The sequence below is a fragment of the Terrirhizobium terrae genome (assembly GCF_030323265.1).
GTDB lineage: Bacteria > Pseudomonadota > Alphaproteobacteria > Rhizobiales > Rhizobiaceae > Neorhizobium.
Window position 1 is genome coordinate 477,521 of sequence record NZ_CP104991.1, and the last position, 14,485, is coordinate 492,005.

Below are 14,485 nucleotides of genomic sequence, written 5' to 3' on the forward strand. Positions count from 1 at the left end.
CCGTGATCCTTTGATTAACCGGGTGAACGCCTCAGATGCCGGCGTACCATTCGTAGCCACGGTCTTCCCAATAACCGCCGTTGCCGCCCCATAGGCCAGCGAAGCTATCGACCAGCTCAATCCGCATGATGTACTTCGCTTGTTTGTAACCGAGCTGCCGCTCGACCCTCAGACGCAATGGGGCGCCATGGCCGACGCTGAGATCTTGGCCGTTCATCTGGTAGGCAAGGATGGTCTGCGGATGAACCGCGTCGATGAGATCGATGCTCTCGTAGTAGCGGCCGCTTCCATCGAGCGTCTTTTCGAGTTCGTCGGCACAATGCAGCACGACATACCGCGCCGTCGGCTTGAGCCCGGTCAAACCCAACAGGCTGGCAAGCGGAACGCCAGTCCATTTGCCGATGGCACTCCAGCCTTCCACGCAGTCATGGCGGGTGATCTGAGTGCGGGAGGAAGCGCCTTCAGATCGGCGAGAGAGAATTCCCGAGGTCGATCGACAAGACCGTCGATCTTCAGCCGCCAGTTTGCAAACTTGCCTTCCAGCAGTTCCACATATTCCTCACTGTCAGGAGCACTCGTTCCATTGACGCGAAAGGATGGCGAGATATCCTTCTCATCGAACTCGCGTGCCCTGGCATTACGCCCCTGAAGCAGCCTCTGGGCCTTCATGGTCAGTTCCTCGGCCGATCGAAGGACATTGGCGATGTCCGCGTTCTGGTCCAGCAGGTCACATCCGGAAAGGGTCAAGGCACTGGCGCCGAGCGTGCCGCCGATGAGAAAGCGGCGTCGGGTGAAAAGCTTGCTCATGCGTTCGGTCCTTCCTCATGAATGGCGTAACGTCCAGTGATCATCGAACGGATATTGTTCCAGGTCCCCGACAACACGACCATCGCCACATGCACGATGACGAAGATGACCAACGCCGACGCTGTGATGAAATGGATGGTACGCGCCGATTGGCGTCCGCCGAAGATATCGACCAGGGCAGGAAGAGCGGCGTCGACGCCCGGTGACATGGTCAGGCCTGTCAAAACCATGAGAGGGAGAAGGACGACAATGACAGCCAGATAAGTGAGCTTTTGAAGCGTGTTATAATGCCGAGCCTCCTCTCCTTCGGGGAAGCGAAGACGAGCGTGGTCGAGTATTTCACGGCCGAGATGGCGAGGTGAGAGTTCATGCGCCATTGGCGCCAGGTCTCGCCTGAAATGTCCGCTCAGCAGGCTGAATCCCAGGTAGAGGATGCCATTGATCACAAGCAACCAAGCGAAAAAGAAATGCCAGCGACGTCCAGCCGCCAGATCCTGAAACGAGGGGATGGTTGACCAGGACGGGAAAGCTCGCGCAGTCTGCTCTCCATCAACATTGGAAACGCCAAGCACGCCAGTAGTAGGAATTTGTACTCCTGCGACACGCAAGAAGCCGCTTGGGGTGCCTGCATCGTCTTCGGAGCCGATCGTCAGAACGGCGGGGTCGCCGTTCGCGCCATAATGACCCCAATAAAGCTCTGGGTGGGCGTTGAATATCTGCAGCCCGCTCAACAGAAGAAAGCTCAGGCAGAGCACGTTCAGCCAATGCGTGAGCCGTGTGACAATTGAGTGGCGTCGGATGAAGACTGTCCGGGGATAGTGTATATTATCATTGGAAACTTCTGCGCCCATCTCAACGTCTTTCATCTGTTGCACATGATGGCTGCAGATCACGCAGCATCGCTCGGTAGTCACCGACCGAAGCAGTAAGGCGGCTGCTCCGGCCAGTGACGGCGGGGTCCTCACATGGGGGAACCACGCCATTTTTGCCGACAACCACCTGATGGGCGATTGGGCCGGTCGCAGTCTTTTCGGCAGTGATGAAGACAACGGCGCCGGAAACGAGATCGTCCTTGGTTGCAGCAGCGATGGTCACGACGGGTGTCCCATCCGGTATGGCGATCTTCTTTTCCTTGCCGTGGTAGGTCACGGTGACGGTTCGGCCATCAACGTCCTTGACGGCATCTGCGACCGTTGCATTCGTCATGCTGCTTTCGGGCTTGAGATCCCAGCCATAGCTACCCTCACCTGTGCCCTTCATGGCCGGCGGGAAAATGAGAACCTCAAGCGCGCCATCGCCACCGCCAGCCTTTGGCAAGGATGCAATGCCGACAAAATCACCAGGCTTGATATCGGTGACCTTGGCTTTCGCGACGCCAGCAACCTTCCAGTCGTCGGCAAGCGCAACATCGACAGTTTCACCCTCGCGGGTCTTCACCTTGAGTGTTGATCCCGTATAGGCCACGATGCTGCCGCGGACATGGATCGGCGCGGATTTCTTATCCTCGGCATGAGCGGGCGGCGCCAGCGTTATCATGGAAAGGGCGATCGTCAGGCCGAGAGCTAAGGTAGACAAAGCATTTTTCATTATCATCTTCCTACTAGTTGGTAGTTTCGCGGGACGCGATTATTCCTGAGGAGATGGGCTCCCGCAGGATTAGTGAGAGACAGTGGGAGTGAGCCGATTGAGAGCCGGTTCGAGTATCATCGGGAAAACTTCCGGTTTCCCGTAAGCTCTCGCCGAAAGCATCGCTCCATATACCGTCGCCAGAAACGTTTCAGCTTCGACATGAGGGGCGCTGGTGAGGTTCAGCGCGCCTTCCCTGGTGCCACGCTCCATGACTGAGGTCAGCCACGAAGATATGAAGTCAAAGAATGCCGTAACCTCCTTTGCCACCTCCGGCGGCAGGGACGGCAGTTCACTGGCAAGCATAGCACAGACACAGTAGGGTCTGCTGGAATCCTCAATGCATGCAGTCCAGTGGTTTGCATAAGCCTTGAGGATGTCCAGAGCATTCGGAACCTTCTGCTCAAGGACTGCCACGCTTGCCTGTCCATCCTCCCGATACCGCTTGACCAGCTCACGCACCAAATCGACCTTGCTTGGAAAATGATGGTGAATGCTGGCCTTGCGGATACCGACAATCTCCGAGATATCGGCGTAGCTGAATCCGTTGTAGCCCCCATTCATGATGAGGGTTCGGGCAGAAGCCAGGATGTCGTCGGAGGTGGTTGAAAGATTGCTCATATGCTTTGTCTACCTTCTAGTAGGCAGACGGTCAAGAATAAAGTTCCGCTTTATGTCAGCCGTCGGTGGACAGGCTCAGATCGGTCCACGTTTCGATTTCCTGTTTCAGACGGTCGATCCGCGCCGTCACGTGCTTGAGAGCATCGCTGCCAAGGAGAAGTTGCGGCGGGGGATTGTCAGATTCGATGAGGGTTAGAACCGCGTCGGCGAGCTTTTGCGGATTTCCGAGCTGCTTGCCGCTCACTGCCTGACGCGCCTCGCGGATCGGATCAAACAGGGTATCATAGTCAGCAATGGAACGCTCTGTGCGGACCATGGAACGGCCTGCCCAGTCCGTCCGAAACGAGCCGGGGCAAAGGGTTGTTACGTGCACACCAAACGGCGCCATTTCCGACCGCATGACCTCGGAGATGCCCTGGAGTGCGAACTTGCTGCCGCAGTAATAGGCGATGCCGGGCATGGTGATCATGCCGCCCATCGATGTGACGTTGACGATAAAGCCGCTTCGGCGCTCGCGGAATCTCGGGAGAAACGACTTGGCGACTGCAACGGCGCCAAACACATTCACATCGAACTGGCGGCGCATCTCCTCGATCGGCGATTCCTCAAGTATACCCTCATGCCCGTATCCTGCATTGTTGATTAGGACGTCGATTGAACCGTGTTCTTCCTCGACTTGTCGGACGACGTCCGGGATTCGGTCGAATTCGGTGACGTCGCAAAGAACCGGATGTAGTGTCGGAAGAGTGTCCGCCAAGGCTTTGCGCGAGGCCTCAGAGCGGATGGTGCCGATAACCTTGTGACCGGCGTCAATAGCGGCAGTGGCGATCGCCAACCCGAAACCCGAACTTACACCCGTTATAAAAAACGTTTTGCTCGACATTTTCGAAACTCCTTGATTTATGCATGCTGACAGATAATCTGGTGGCTCTCTCAGCTCGATTGCGAGATCCTCTCGTTATTTTGCCAAATCCTATGATTTATGAAGAACCGTCCGTCGGACATGACCGGCTTGTCGCCCTGGCCGGGCAACTTGCTCCCCGTCTCGGCTACAATCAGACGGCGATCGGTTGTGTCCGTATTCTGCGCACTGAAGCAGTCCTCAACGACGTGCCGGTTCTCTATAGGCCGGGGGCAGTCTTCGTATTACAGGGAAGCAAGCACGGCATCTTGAATGGGGAAGCCTACCTTTACGATGAGGATCACTATCTTGCCGTTTCGGTACCCGTTCCCTTCAGGATGACTTCCAAAGCCAGTCAGCAGAGGCCGTTGCTGGCGATCTATCTCGAGTTCGACATGCAGGTGGCGGCAGAAATCGCCATGCAGGTCGAACAACATGCAGGTTCTCCGCGCGCCACGCCGAAAGGGCTATTCTCCAGCAGGATGGACCGCAGCATCCAGGACGTGCTGCTGCGCCTGGTCGAGGCGCTCCAAAGCCCGGTCGAGGTCGCTGTGATCGGAAGCTCCATCCTGCGCGAATTGCACTACCGCCTTATGGTCGGCCCGCAAGGCGGCGCGATGATCGCGGCCCTTCAGCGAAAAGGGACGTCCGGAAAATGGTCGAAAGCGTAGCGTGGCTTCGCGAGAACTATGGTTCTGACATCACTGTCGCGGATCTTGCCAAAAGCGTGGGCATGAGCGTCCCTTCGTACCACGTTCACTTCAAAGACCTGACCGGCTCAAGTCCAATGCAATACGTGAAGGCGATGCGACTCCACGAGGCGAGACTGATGATCGCGCGCCAAAGCGGGACCATTGCTGCCGTGGCTGCATCGGTCGGTTATGTCAGTCCCGCTCAATTCAGCCGCGATTTCAGACGGCATTTCGGTCGTACCGCATCGGAAGAGGTGAAGTGGGTCCAACAGCACCTTGGAGAACAGGTTTAACCCCATTTGCCAACACCTGAACCCAGGCGCCTCCTACGAGATAACCGCCGAGCCACAACCGGCCGCACATCAATCCAGCGCCGCCCTGAGAGCCGCTTCACAGTGAATGAGGGTCGTATCGAAGACAGGGACGGCGACATTATCCTGGTTCAACAGCATGCCCACCTCCGTGCAACCAAGAATAAGACAGTCGCAGCCTTGACCGATCAGTCGCTGCGCAATCAACTCGTACGCCAAACGGCTTTCCTTGGTTACGACGTCACGACACAGCTCGTTGTAGATGATGCGATGGGTCTCCGCTCGATCTCCGGCTTCAGGAATTATCGGCAACAGTCCCCTGGCAGTCAGGCGGTCGGTATAGAAGTTCTGCTCCATCGTGAAGGCGGTCGCCATCAGGCCCGGCTTGCGAAAGCCGCCGTCGAGGATCGCCGTCGCCGTGGCGTCCGCGATGTGTACGAACGGGATCGACACCCCGGCCAGGATCCTGTCCGCCACCTTGTGCATGGTGTTCGTCGCCAGGATGAGGAGCTCGGCGCCTCCACGCTCCAAAGCAATGGCTTTCTCATTCAGGATATCTGCCGCCGCGTCCCAATTGGAAGACACCTGCAACCTTTCGATTTCATCAAAGTCGACGGATCGTATGAGAAGCTCAGGAGAATGAAGTCCTCCCAGGGTCTCGCGGGTGAGCCTGCAGAGTTCACGATAATAAATCTGCGTCGAGGCGGCGGACATTCCGCCAAGTATGCCGATGGTCTTCAAATGCTCTCTCCGGTTCCATCTGTTTCAGGTTCGCCCAAAAGTATGCATCGAGGGCAGAGGCGCGAAATCTCGAGGCTGGCGGTTCCAACTCGTGTGTATTCCATGTTTCTCCACCTTTTTTCGGTGCTGTTGAATAGAACGCGTTGCAAGAGGCGTACGGTCCGCCGCCTCGTGCCAATGCTCAGGCGCTTATGCCGCCGTCGACAAGAATGCCCGAGCCGGTGATATAGGCTGCACCGGGACCAGCGAGGAAAGCGACGGCCTCTGCCACTTCCCTGGTTCTGCCATACCGGGCGATCGACAGTTTTGGCAGGATGGCGGGCGCGAGAGCTCCGTCGGCAGGGTTCATCTCAGTGTCGATCGGCCCCGGTCGGACCAGATTGACGGTAATCTCCCTCGGACCCAGTTCACGCGCTAGGCCGCGCGTGAAGCTTTCCAGCGCTGATTTGGTCGCCGCATAAACCGCGATTCCTGCAAATGGAACTGCCAGACCCGCATTGCTTCCGGTGCTGATGATACGGCCGCCATTCGGGATGTATTTCAGCGCTGCCTGGGTGATTAGAAACACGCCGCGAACATTGACGTTCAGTTGCAGGTCGATTTCCCCAAGTGGCTGTACCGCGAAATCTCCTGCGAAGAGGACGCCGGCATTGTTAACGAGAATGTCGAGGCCGCCAAGTTCAGCGACGGTCCGCTCGACGGTAGCCGTAGCGGCGGCTGTGCTTGCTGCATCGGCCTGAATGGCCACAGCTTTGCGGCCCATAGTTCTGATCTCGGTGGCGAGAGCTTCGGCTTTTTCGGCCGACTTCTCATAGGTGATCGCAACGTCGGCACCATCTTTAGCCAGCTTCAGCGCGATGGCCGCGCCGATCCCGCGCGCTGCACCGGTAACAAGCGCGCTCTTACCCGAAAGAGGAAGACCATGGATGTTGTTCATGGCGGTTTACTCCGATATAGATCTGTTTCAAGCTGTGAGAAATGGTCCTCTTGTGGGGACCGACGTGGAGGCGGAAATGATCAAGCCGTCAATGCAGCGTTAGTCATTGAGCTCGTCAATGCGCGTGCTTATCGGCGCACCGCCTTGTTCGACGGAAGGCCGGCGGAAAGCCATCCTGCGACGAGAAGACAGAGTCCGATTGCGATTGCTGCCACGCTATATGCCCGGCCGATGGATCTGGCATCGGTTGCAGACCCCAAATTCAAGAAGAACAACCCGCCAATGAGTGCAACCGCGAATGCGCCGCCAATCTGAAGTGTGGAATTGACGAGACCGGAGGCCAGTCCCGATTGCGGTCTGGCGACGCGCCGCACGACGCTTTTCAAAAGGTTTGGAAGCGCGATCCCCTGCCCCGCTCCAATGAGAAAGAGCGCTAGAGAGAGGAACTGGGCATGATCACTTGAGATAAGGGTGGCCGTTGCAAACAGGCCGCCTGCTTGCAGCCCCATGCCAATGGCAGCGGAGTATCTTCCAAAGAAGCGGAGGACGCGCTCGCTTGCAAAGGGGCCAAGGACAAAACCGGCTGCGGCAGGTAGGATGGCGAGCCCGGCTTCAAAGGGCGTGCGGCCAAGGCCGCTCTGTTGATAAACCGAGAATACGAGCCAGAATGCCGCCAGAGAGTAGAAGAAGAAGGCAGCTGCCAACCCGCGCTTCAACCCCGAGACGTTCAGCAGGCTTGGTTCAAGGATAGGATTTCCGCCCGCTGTCTCGACGTTTCGCTCATGCCGCCAGAACAAGACGAAAAGCAGTGGTGAAGCACAGAGCATCAGAAGCAACCAGATTGGCCACCCCCGCTCCCGGCCCTCGATAAGCGGCGCGATCAGGGCAAAAAGCGCAAGCGCTATCAGCAAGGCTCCGCCCAAATCAAGATTGGTTGGGTGTTCCGAGCGGGTTTCGCGCAACATGAAGGAGGCCAGCGGCGCGGCGATCGCAATCACCGGGAGGTTGATCAGGAAAATGGCCCTCCATCCGAGGCCAAAGATATTCAGTGCGATTAGCGCTCCACCGAGAAACAGACCAACCATCGATGCCACCCCGAATGTCAGGGCATAAAAGCTGAGGGCCTTTGATTTTTCGTGGTCTGGGAAAATTGCATTGATGGAAGCTAAGGCTTGCGGTGCCATAATTGCCGCTGCAAACCCCTGAAGGATACGGCCGACGATCAGCGCGGCTGGAGACCAGGCAAACCCGCATAAGGCAGACGCGGCTGCAAAACCGACCATTCCAGCCAGAAAGACATTTCGTCGACCATAAAGATCTCCAAGCCTTCCCCCAGTGATCAGCATCACAGCGTAGGTGGTAGCGTAACCGGAGATAATCAGCTGCATCGTTGATGCAGAAGCCCTGAAATCCTCCCGGATCGAGGGCAGCGCCACATTGACGATGAAGAAGTCGAGCGGCGGCAAAAACGCACCGGTCAAAAGGATGATGAGCGCCATCCATCGACGTGGATCGAGTTTATCATCGGGATTGCTGGTGTCTCTCATAAGTCTCTCCAAGCGATCAAAAAATCGATCGACGGTTTGCAATATCATCAATTGGAACTAATTGGTTCCAAAATAGGGTCAGCCAAGTGCCTTCAGTGCCAGGTCGACCATGGCCCTTGTCTCCGCGCGATCTGCTCCTGCCTTCGCCAGGACCCGCATACCCTGGATCTGGCACACGAGGAACCTCGCGAGCGTTCGTTCATCCAGCCCAGGATCGATCTCGCCCAAGGCCTGGCCTCTTATGATCGCCGCGGCATAAAGATCTTGCAGACGTCTGAACAGCCGGGAAATACGTGGTGCGACCTCTTTATCCTCCGGAAGCATTTCGACAGCTGCAAAGACGACAAAGCATCCACGCAAACCGTCCGTTCCCGATGTTTGATCCACTTGTTGAGAAAAAGCTTCTAAAATTGCGGCTTTAGGCGACGGATTGGAATGCAGTGTTTCGCCGACCGAGCGAACGGCGTCCTCGATGTAAGCGTCGAGGGCGCGCAGATAGACGCCTCTCTTGTCGACGAAAGCCTTATAAAAGCTGCCTCTGGAAAGTTCCATTCCCTCAAGCAAGTCGGGAAGGGATGCATCGTGATATCCACGATCCCAAAATACGTGCATTGCTTTTCGAACTGCTTCATTGAGTTCAAATTCGCGAGGGCGACCGACGGACGCGGATATTTGAGTGCGCTTGACCATGGAGACTATATGGAACCATTCGGTACACAATGCAAGAGACAATGTGGCTTCATCAAGCTAAAGGTATCCAGATCAAGGACCAACAGTCGGATCGACGGGATAGTCCCGAGAGAATTCCCTGACCGCCATCAAAATCGGCATAAGCCCACGGCCTGCTGAACTCAGCGAGTATTCGACTCGAGGAGGCTGCTCTTGAAAGACGTGTCGGCGTATGAGGCCGTCAATTTCCAGCTCCCTGAGATGTTGCGTTAGCATCTTCTGGGATATCCCAGGTATGTCTCTCATGAACTGCGATGCCCGCAGTGATGGTTCGGCGAACAATCGGAAAAGGATCGGCAGTTTCCAACGTCCTGTGATCATCCGAAGCACCCTGCTGACATGAGAGACAGATCCGTCGGCTCCGAGGCATGTCGCCCTATCCTCGACAGGCACTTTAAAGTGCGTAATTGCCTGTTTCATCGACGAACCTCATATCTGCCGGAGACGATAACAAGGATCAAATATCATGGAGTTACAGCTCCAAAACAAGGTTGCGCTGGTCACGGGAAGCAGCAAGGGGATTGGCGAGGGTGTGGCCCGAGGCCTCGCAAAGGAAGGGGCGACCATTCATGTCCACGGTCGCGACAGAATGAAAACAGAGGAAGTCGCGCATGACATCATATCCTCTGGAGGTCGGGCATTCGCAGTATTCGGCGACCTGACAGTATCGGATCAGGTCGATCGTCTCATTAGGGATTCCATGGCTGCAGCAGGGTCGATCGACATCCTGGTCAATAATGCCGGCGGATCTGCCCCGGCAGAGGATTGGACCTCGACGAACTCTGAGACGTGGGCGGCTGTCTATGACAGGAACGTGCTCGGATCTGTGAGGATAATCTCGCTCGTTCTGCCCGCAATGAAAGCGTCGCGGTGGGGTCGGATCATAAGCATCGCAAGCCTGGCGGCCCTGATGCCGCCCGCAAGTCGACCGGACTACTCCGCCGCCAAGGCAGCCATGATCGCGATGACGGCGTCGCTCGCAAAAGACGTTGCTGCATACGGCATCACCGCAAACACCGTCTCGCCTGGAACGGTGCATAGCACCAGCTTGGATGCCGTATTCCGTAGGAAAGCCATTGAGAGGGGATGGCCATTGACGCCTCCTGGAACGACATAGAGAGAGAAATCCTGCCGATGTTTGCTCAGGTGCCCCTTGGGAGGGTCGGAACCCTTGAGGAGATTGCGGATGCCATTGCTTTTCTCTCGAGCCCCCGTGCCGGCTATATCACAGGAGCAAACCTCCGACTTGACGGAGGAATGTGGCCAGGGACGTAGCAGGGTAACAGAGGATCTGCGCCAGATTCTCTGGGTGCCCCGCATCAGTTCCAGCTTGCCATGACGAACCGGTGGATGTCGATTTCGAGTTCCTGGTCTTCCGGCGTCCCACCCATGAAGCCACCATGGGGCATGGCTTCGAAGACGTGCAATTCGGTTTCCACGCCAGCTTTTCGCAAGGCTCGATGCATCCTCACCGTGTTCGATAGGAACAGGTCACGCGTGCCGGTCTGCAGAAACGTCGGCGGGAAGCCCCGCAGATCACCAAAGAGTGGCGATAGATAGGGATTGGAAAGATCTGCACCACCAGCGTAGAGCAGGTTGCTTGATCTAAGCGGGCGAGGGAGAACAAGATCAAGCATCTGGTTTGTTTGGAAACTGTCGCCCGATTCGGTGAGGTCAACCTGTGGCGAGAGCAAGACTAATCTGCCGGGCATTGGCATGCCTTCATCTCTCGCCCGTAGCAGCATAGCGGTCGCGAGATTGCCGCCGGCCGATCTCCCCAGGATGACCACCTTGTCGGGGGATGACCGTTCAACACATGACCGTACGTGGCCAAGCAGTCATCAAGAGCGGCCGGATATGGATGCTCGGGCGGCATTCGGTAATCGACGCCGTAGCATCGAACGGCATGCTTGTGAGCTTGGCGGCGCGCACTGACGCGACAGGCCTCTCCGCCTCCGAACACCAATGCGCCGCCATGCAGGTCGATGAGTGCGCTACGCTCATGAAATGATCCGTGCGGCGTTGCGACATGGATCGTTGCTTGTTCGACTACGATTGTCTCGACTGTGGACTGCAAACTCTTGGCAAGGTCTTTAGCCGCGGCGGCGTAGTGCGCATCTACTGCGGCTTTCATCATCATCCAGCCTGAAAAATCCTCTGGGGACGGCATTTCGAACCGCGCATTGGTAGGGCTGCCGTCCTCGTCGACCAGGCGCGACAGTGCCGCTCGTGCTTCAGCGCTGATGGACTTTGGGGCCTGAATTTTCCGTGAAGGGACGGCTACGCTGCGCGAGGAATTGCTCATTTCTTGCTCTGTCATGGAACGAAGCGGCGATGACTTTTTCTCGAACCCCGGGCGCCGGTCTGGCCTGTCGACGTTAGATAATCTGCCCGAGACATGAAATCGCTTCAGATTGGAGCTTGGGTCCGCAGCCCGATGACAGACTGTATCCCATTGCTTCGAAGGGTAAATAGCATCTATCACTAAATTGACCTTGCTACCACCTCAACAATTTGGGCCCGATTGAAGCTCCCAGTGCAGTTACGCATGCAATGGCGATCGAATACCATACCGCCACAAAGGCGGCGCCATCGTTGAGGCAGGCGATGGTATAGGCGAGACCACCAACGGAACCTGCAAGGAAACCTGCAATAGCGCCTGCCCGGCTGAGCCGCGTGGGCGTTCCGGCTCGCATCGCAGAAAGAATAGCGGCGAGCGCCGGGATCGAAGCCATGATGATAGTAGCCGTACAATTTAGCACGGAGTAGGTGTGAACCCCAAATAGGGGAAAGCCGCTCCGATCAAACAGAGCTCCAGCAAGCAGGAAGACCAGAGCCGGAGCAAGAAAGAGAACCGTACGAGGCGCCTGGCCCGGCTGGACCACTGCCCAAACAAGCTGAAACCCGCCGGCAGCTACAAGAACCATGCCGATGACCTTGAACAGGAACGTCCATGTCGGGAGTATCTGCATGAGGTCGGAACGAGGTCCGGCGATCATCACAACGACACCAGTCGCTGCCAGGATCGAAAAGACCAGCGCGACAGGTAGGACGATCGAGAGACGGAGCGAAAGTGACGCGCCTTTACCAGCTTGCGCTGCAAGCCCTCGAATAAGATCGTCCGTTGGTTGTCGATTGTCATTCATGCCCGGGGCCTCTTCTCTGTGTTGCCGCCAGCAGTTTCTTAACGAGCGATGGAAGGCGACGCGCACCGCTCCCTCGGTGGAACCGATTCGCGCCGCGGCCTCTTTGGTAGAGGCACCCTCAAGCCCGATGGCTCGGACAGCTGCCTGTTCGCCAGGGGCAAGGCGGAGATTAGTTTTTCGACATCTGCCGGATTGCGTTCAGGATCGAACACCTCGAATGAGAACAAGCCGGCCCACTGCTCCTCGGTCAAATCGACACGCGTGCGTGCGTCACGGCCCAAGCGCCGGCTGGCATCAATGATCTTGTAGCGCGTAATTGCGTTCAGCCAGGGAAGCAGAGACCGCTTCGTATCCCATTGGTGGCGACGGGAATGCACTGCTATGAGCACTTCCTGGACGACATCCTCTGCCTCGTAAAGACTTAAACCCATATATCGCAAATGCCCCTCGACGATCCGCCGCACCGAAGCGGCGAAAGCCCTGAGAAACGCCTCGTAGGCAGCGCTATCTCCAGTACGTTCCGCGCGCATCGCTTTCGCCCATCTGTCTTCCCGTGTGTCCATGCACCCATGCTTTCGGTTGGACGAAACCCATTGTTACGTCCTATCGCGAAATTATTCGAATTTACGCGCCGATCACATAGTCGTGACGATGTAAGATCGGGGAATTCCCAACGAAAGACTCCTCCGAAGCATGTGCTTTACGATGAAAGGAAGTCCGGAATGATCATGAACAGGCGCACATTTTCAACTGCTATGCTTGCCGGCGCGGCAGCATCAATGCTTTCAACCAAAGGCATGGCCGCGTCGGCAGCCGGCCGCCCAGAAAAGGCCCGTAACGTTGTCTTCGTCCATGGGCTATTCGCAGATGGTTCCTGCTGGAGCGAAGTGATATCGAGGCTGCAGCCAAAGGGCTTGAACATCACATCCGTGCAGAACCCCTGACCACTCTCTCGGAATCGGTCGCTGCTGCGGAGCGAGTATTGGCGCGGCAGGATGGGCCAACAGTACTGATCGGGCACTCATTTGGGGGAATGATTGTAACTCAGGCCGGAATGCATCCTAATGTGTCGGCGCTCGTGTACGTCGCCGCCCGCGCACCCGACGCAAACGAGGATTTTGGCGCTTTGGCGAAAACCTTCCCCACTCCCCCGCTTCTGCCGGGATTGTTTTCGACGGTGAGGAAGGAAGACTTAGCGAGAAGGCGTTCCTCGAGGACTTCGCCGGCGACATTCCCACGGCCCGCGCGAAGGTGCTGTACGCAACGCAGTATCCTTTCCAGAAGACGCTGCTCTCGGGCAAGGTCACCGAAGCGGCATGGCGCCATAAACCCAGCTTTTACGCGGTGTCGAGCGAGGACCGGACGATCAATCCAGAACTGGAGCGGTTTCTCGCGAAACGGATGGACGCTAACACTATTGAATTGAAAGCTAGCCATTTATCGTTGATCTCGCATCCTGATGACATCGCCGATCTTGTCATGAAAGCAGCAGGCTACGCCGCCTAAACGGGACGGGCGACGACGTGGATCGTGCGTGCATCGATCACCCCGAAGCGAGCACACCATACTAATGCTGGGCGGCGAGTGACAGCCGCGCGATTGCGAAAGACCATAGCAAAGCAACTACATTCGTCCTCCCGGCTTACTTTGCGGTTCGGTACCAACTGCGAATTATCTGCGTCACTTTATCGGAGGTGACGCAGATGACGTGAAACTCCATTCAAGAACTGCAGCAATCGCTCCGAAATCAAACGCATTATCGAGTGACTGTTTGTCCTTAAACTTGCATACTGCAACGGCGATCAGCCTACCTTGTCGTCACTCGGAAAGAACCGCCGCAGGCTTCTAAACCATAGAGCCGCAAGATTTTGGACCAGCGCCAAATGCTTTTTGACGTAGTAGTCTCTGTCAAAATGCGACGAGGTGCCGCCAGCGTTACTGACGTCAAGTATCACGTCAGCGAGCGCCCCGCCCGCCAAACTTAGCCACACGGCGCCTGCAGCAAAAACAAACTTTTTAAGAGCATATGTCACGTTCGTATGCCTTGTCTAATGCACCCATTGCGATTCGAGCTGGTCTGCCAACAGATCAACTTATCTTGCCCGGAACCGCGCTGCCGCTCGGTGCAACATGCTGATGTCGTCATGGCGGATCACAATCGCAGTTATCTCCGCCCGGCGCCTCATCATCAATTAACAATGCAGAACTCTGCGCGTTCACTTTTATTAGAGTGCCCCCATATGTGTCTTAACTGATATTGGCTTCGAACTCAGCGGAACTCCCCACGGGCTGGTATCCGACGGGGCAGGTCCGGAGGAGCGGGTCATAAATGCAGCCCCGTTATTGCGTTGCCAGCAGCAAGGGCAACGATCATATCGTTGGGCCCGTGCTGGTAAGCTATTCGGCGTCGCACAGTGTTAGTCGCTT

General features: G+C 56.7%; 12 protein-coding genes and 6 pseudogenes. 3 read left to right on the plus strand and 15 right to left on the minus strand.

Going from position 1 to position 14,485, the window contains the following annotated elements:
• Positions 1 to 31: 31 nt before the first annotated feature.
• The 5 genes and pseudogenes from N7E02_RS06225 to N7E02_RS06245 all read right to left on the minus strand — a co-directional run bounded on the left by N7E02_RS06225 (position 32) and on the right by N7E02_RS06245 (position 3,937).
• A pseudogene (locus N7E02_RS06225) lies at positions 32 to 807 on the minus strand (molybdopterin-binding protein).
• Complete coding sequence (locus N7E02_RS06230; RefSeq protein ID WP_286579098.1) at positions 804 to 1,658, minus strand: cytochrome b/b6 domain-containing protein; 855 nt, start codon at positions 1,656 to 1,658, stop codon at positions 804 to 806. The pseudogene N7E02_RS06225 and the gene N7E02_RS06230 overlap by 4 nt, the downstream one beginning before the upstream one ends.
• A gap of 115 nt (positions 1,659 to 1,773) precedes the next feature.
• Positions 1,774 to 2,394: pseudogene (locus tag N7E02_RS06235) on the minus strand (hypothetical protein); the annotation flags it as partial.
• A gap of 69 nt (positions 2,395 to 2,463) precedes the next feature.
• Positions 2,464 to 3,054, minus strand: coding sequence for a TetR/AcrR family transcriptional regulator (locus tag N7E02_RS06240; RefSeq protein WP_286578489.1), 591 nt, complete (start codon positions 3,052 to 3,054; stop codon positions 2,464 to 2,466).
• 55 nt (positions 3,055 to 3,109) lie between these two features.
• Positions 3,110 to 3,937 carry an oxidoreductase gene (locus N7E02_RS06245; protein ID WP_286578490.1) on the minus strand — a complete coding sequence of 276 codons (828 nt, stop codon included), beginning with the start codon at positions 3,935 to 3,937 and terminating at the stop codon, positions 3,110 to 3,112.
• 77 nt (positions 3,938 to 4,014) lie between these two features.
• Between N7E02_RS06245 and N7E02_RS06250 the strand changes: the two are divergent.
• Positions 4,015 to 4,940: pseudogene (locus N7E02_RS06250) on the plus strand (AraC family transcriptional regulator).
• Positions 4,941 to 5,009: 69 nt separating this feature from the next.
• On the opposite strand, the gene N7E02_RS06255 reads toward N7E02_RS06250, so the two are convergent.
• From N7E02_RS06255 to N7E02_RS06275, 5 genes are all read right to left on the minus strand, one after another.
• Positions 5,010 to 5,699 carry an aspartate/glutamate racemase family protein gene (locus tag N7E02_RS06255; RefSeq protein WP_286578491.1) on the minus strand — a complete coding sequence of 230 codons (690 nt, stop codon included), beginning with the start codon at positions 5,697 to 5,699 and terminating at the stop codon, positions 5,010 to 5,012.
• Positions 5,700 to 5,880: 181 nt separating this feature from the next.
• On the minus strand, positions 5,881 to 6,636 hold the full coding sequence (locus tag N7E02_RS06260; RefSeq protein WP_286578492.1) for an SDR family oxidoreductase: 756 nt from the start codon (positions 6,634 to 6,636) through the stop codon (positions 5,881 to 5,883).
• Between the two features lie 128 nt (positions 6,637 to 6,764).
• Complete coding sequence (locus tag N7E02_RS06265) at positions 6,765 to 8,183, minus strand: MFS transporter (protein WP_286578493.1); 1,419 nt, start codon at positions 8,181 to 8,183, stop codon at positions 6,765 to 6,767.
• A 78-nt stretch (positions 8,184 to 8,261) separates the two neighbouring features.
• Positions 8,262 to 8,873, minus strand: a complete 612-nt coding sequence (locus N7E02_RS06270; RefSeq protein WP_445344454.1) for a TetR/AcrR family transcriptional regulator — start codon at positions 8,871 to 8,873, stop codon at positions 8,262 to 8,264.
• A gap of 72 nt (positions 8,874 to 8,945) precedes the next feature.
• The gene (locus tag N7E02_RS06275; RefSeq protein WP_286578494.1) at positions 8,946 to 9,332 is read right to left on the minus strand and encodes a winged helix-turn-helix transcriptional regulator; all 387 of its coding nucleotides are present in this window, start codon (positions 9,330 to 9,332) and stop codon (positions 8,946 to 8,948) included.
• A gap of 46 nt (positions 9,333 to 9,378) precedes the next feature.
• Between N7E02_RS06275 and N7E02_RS06280 the strand changes: the two are divergent.
• Positions 9,379 to 10,187, plus strand: a pseudogene (locus N7E02_RS06280) (SDR family NAD(P)-dependent oxidoreductase).
• A gap of 44 nt (positions 10,188 to 10,231) precedes the next feature.
• Here the strand turns inward: N7E02_RS06280 and N7E02_RS06285 are convergent.
• From N7E02_RS06285 to N7E02_RS06300, 4 genes and pseudogenes are all read right to left on the minus strand, one after another.
• Positions 10,232 to 11,217 (minus strand): annotated as a pseudogene (locus tag N7E02_RS06285) (alpha/beta hydrolase).
• A gap of 193 nt (positions 11,218 to 11,410) precedes the next feature.
• A complete protein-coding gene (locus tag N7E02_RS06290; RefSeq protein WP_286578495.1) occupies positions 11,411 to 12,058 on the minus strand; it encodes an NrsF family protein in 648 nt (215 codons plus the stop codon).
• Between the two features lie 38 nt (positions 12,059 to 12,096).
• Complete coding sequence (locus N7E02_RS06295) at positions 12,097 to 12,588, minus strand: sigma factor (RefSeq protein WP_286578496.1); 492 nt, start codon at positions 12,586 to 12,588, stop codon at positions 12,097 to 12,099.
• Positions 12,589 to 12,758: 170 nt separating this feature from the next.
• On the minus strand, positions 12,759 to 12,980 hold the full coding sequence (locus N7E02_RS06300) for a hypothetical protein (RefSeq protein WP_286579107.1): 222 nt from the start codon (positions 12,978 to 12,980) through the stop codon (positions 12,759 to 12,761).
• Between N7E02_RS06300 and N7E02_RS06305 the strand changes: the two are divergent.
• Positions 12,946 to 13,564 (plus strand): annotated as a pseudogene (locus N7E02_RS06305) (alpha/beta hydrolase). The gene N7E02_RS06300 and the pseudogene N7E02_RS06305 overlap by 35 nt on opposite strands.
• Positions 13,565 to 13,860: 296 nt before the next feature.
• On the opposite strand, the gene N7E02_RS06310 reads toward N7E02_RS06305, so the two are convergent.
• On the minus strand, positions 13,861 to 14,091 hold the full coding sequence (locus N7E02_RS06310) for a hypothetical protein (RefSeq protein WP_286578497.1): 231 nt from the start codon (positions 14,089 to 14,091) through the stop codon (positions 13,861 to 13,863).
• Positions 14,092 to 14,485 lie beyond the last annotated feature (394 nt).

Excerpts from the sequence above, each read along its gene's own strand:
- N7E02_RS06240 (WP_286578489.1), bottom strand. The coding sequence starts at position 3,054 with ATGAGCAATCTTTCAACCACCTCCGACGACATCCTGGCTTCTGCCCGA.
- N7E02_RS06275 (WP_286578494.1), bottom strand. The coding sequence starts at position 9,332 with ATGAAACAGGCAATTACGCACTTTAAAGTGCCTGTCGAGGATAGGGCG.
- N7E02_RS06260 (WP_286578492.1), bottom strand. The coding sequence starts at position 6,636 with ATGAACAACATCCATGGTCTTCCTCTTTCGGGTAAGAGCGCGCTTGTT.
- N7E02_RS06230 (WP_286579098.1), bottom strand. The coding sequence starts at position 1,658 with ATGGGCGCAGAAGTTTCCAATGATAATATACACTATCCCCGGACAGTC.
- N7E02_RS06265 (WP_286578493.1), bottom strand. The coding sequence starts at position 8,183 with ATGAGAGACACCAGCAATCCCGATGATAAACTCGATCCACGTCGATGG.
- N7E02_RS06300 (WP_286579107.1), bottom strand. The coding sequence starts at position 12,980 with ATGTTCAAGCCCTTTGGCTGCAGCCTCGATATCACTTCGCTCCAGCAG.
- N7E02_RS06270 (WP_445344454.1), bottom strand. The coding sequence starts at position 8,873 with ATGGTCAAGCGCACTCAAATATCCGCGTCCGTCGGTCGCCCTCGCGAA.
- N7E02_RS06290 (WP_286578495.1), bottom strand. The coding sequence starts at position 12,058 with ATGAATGACAATCGACAACCAACGGACGATCTTATTCGAGGGCTTGCA.
- N7E02_RS06295 (WP_286578496.1), bottom strand. The coding sequence starts at position 12,588 with ATGCGCGCGGAACGTACTGGAGATAGCGCTGCCTACGAGGCGTTTCTC.
- N7E02_RS06245 (WP_286578490.1), bottom strand. The coding sequence starts at position 3,937 with ATGTCGAGCAAAACGTTTTTTATAACGGGTGTAAGTTCGGGTTTCGGG.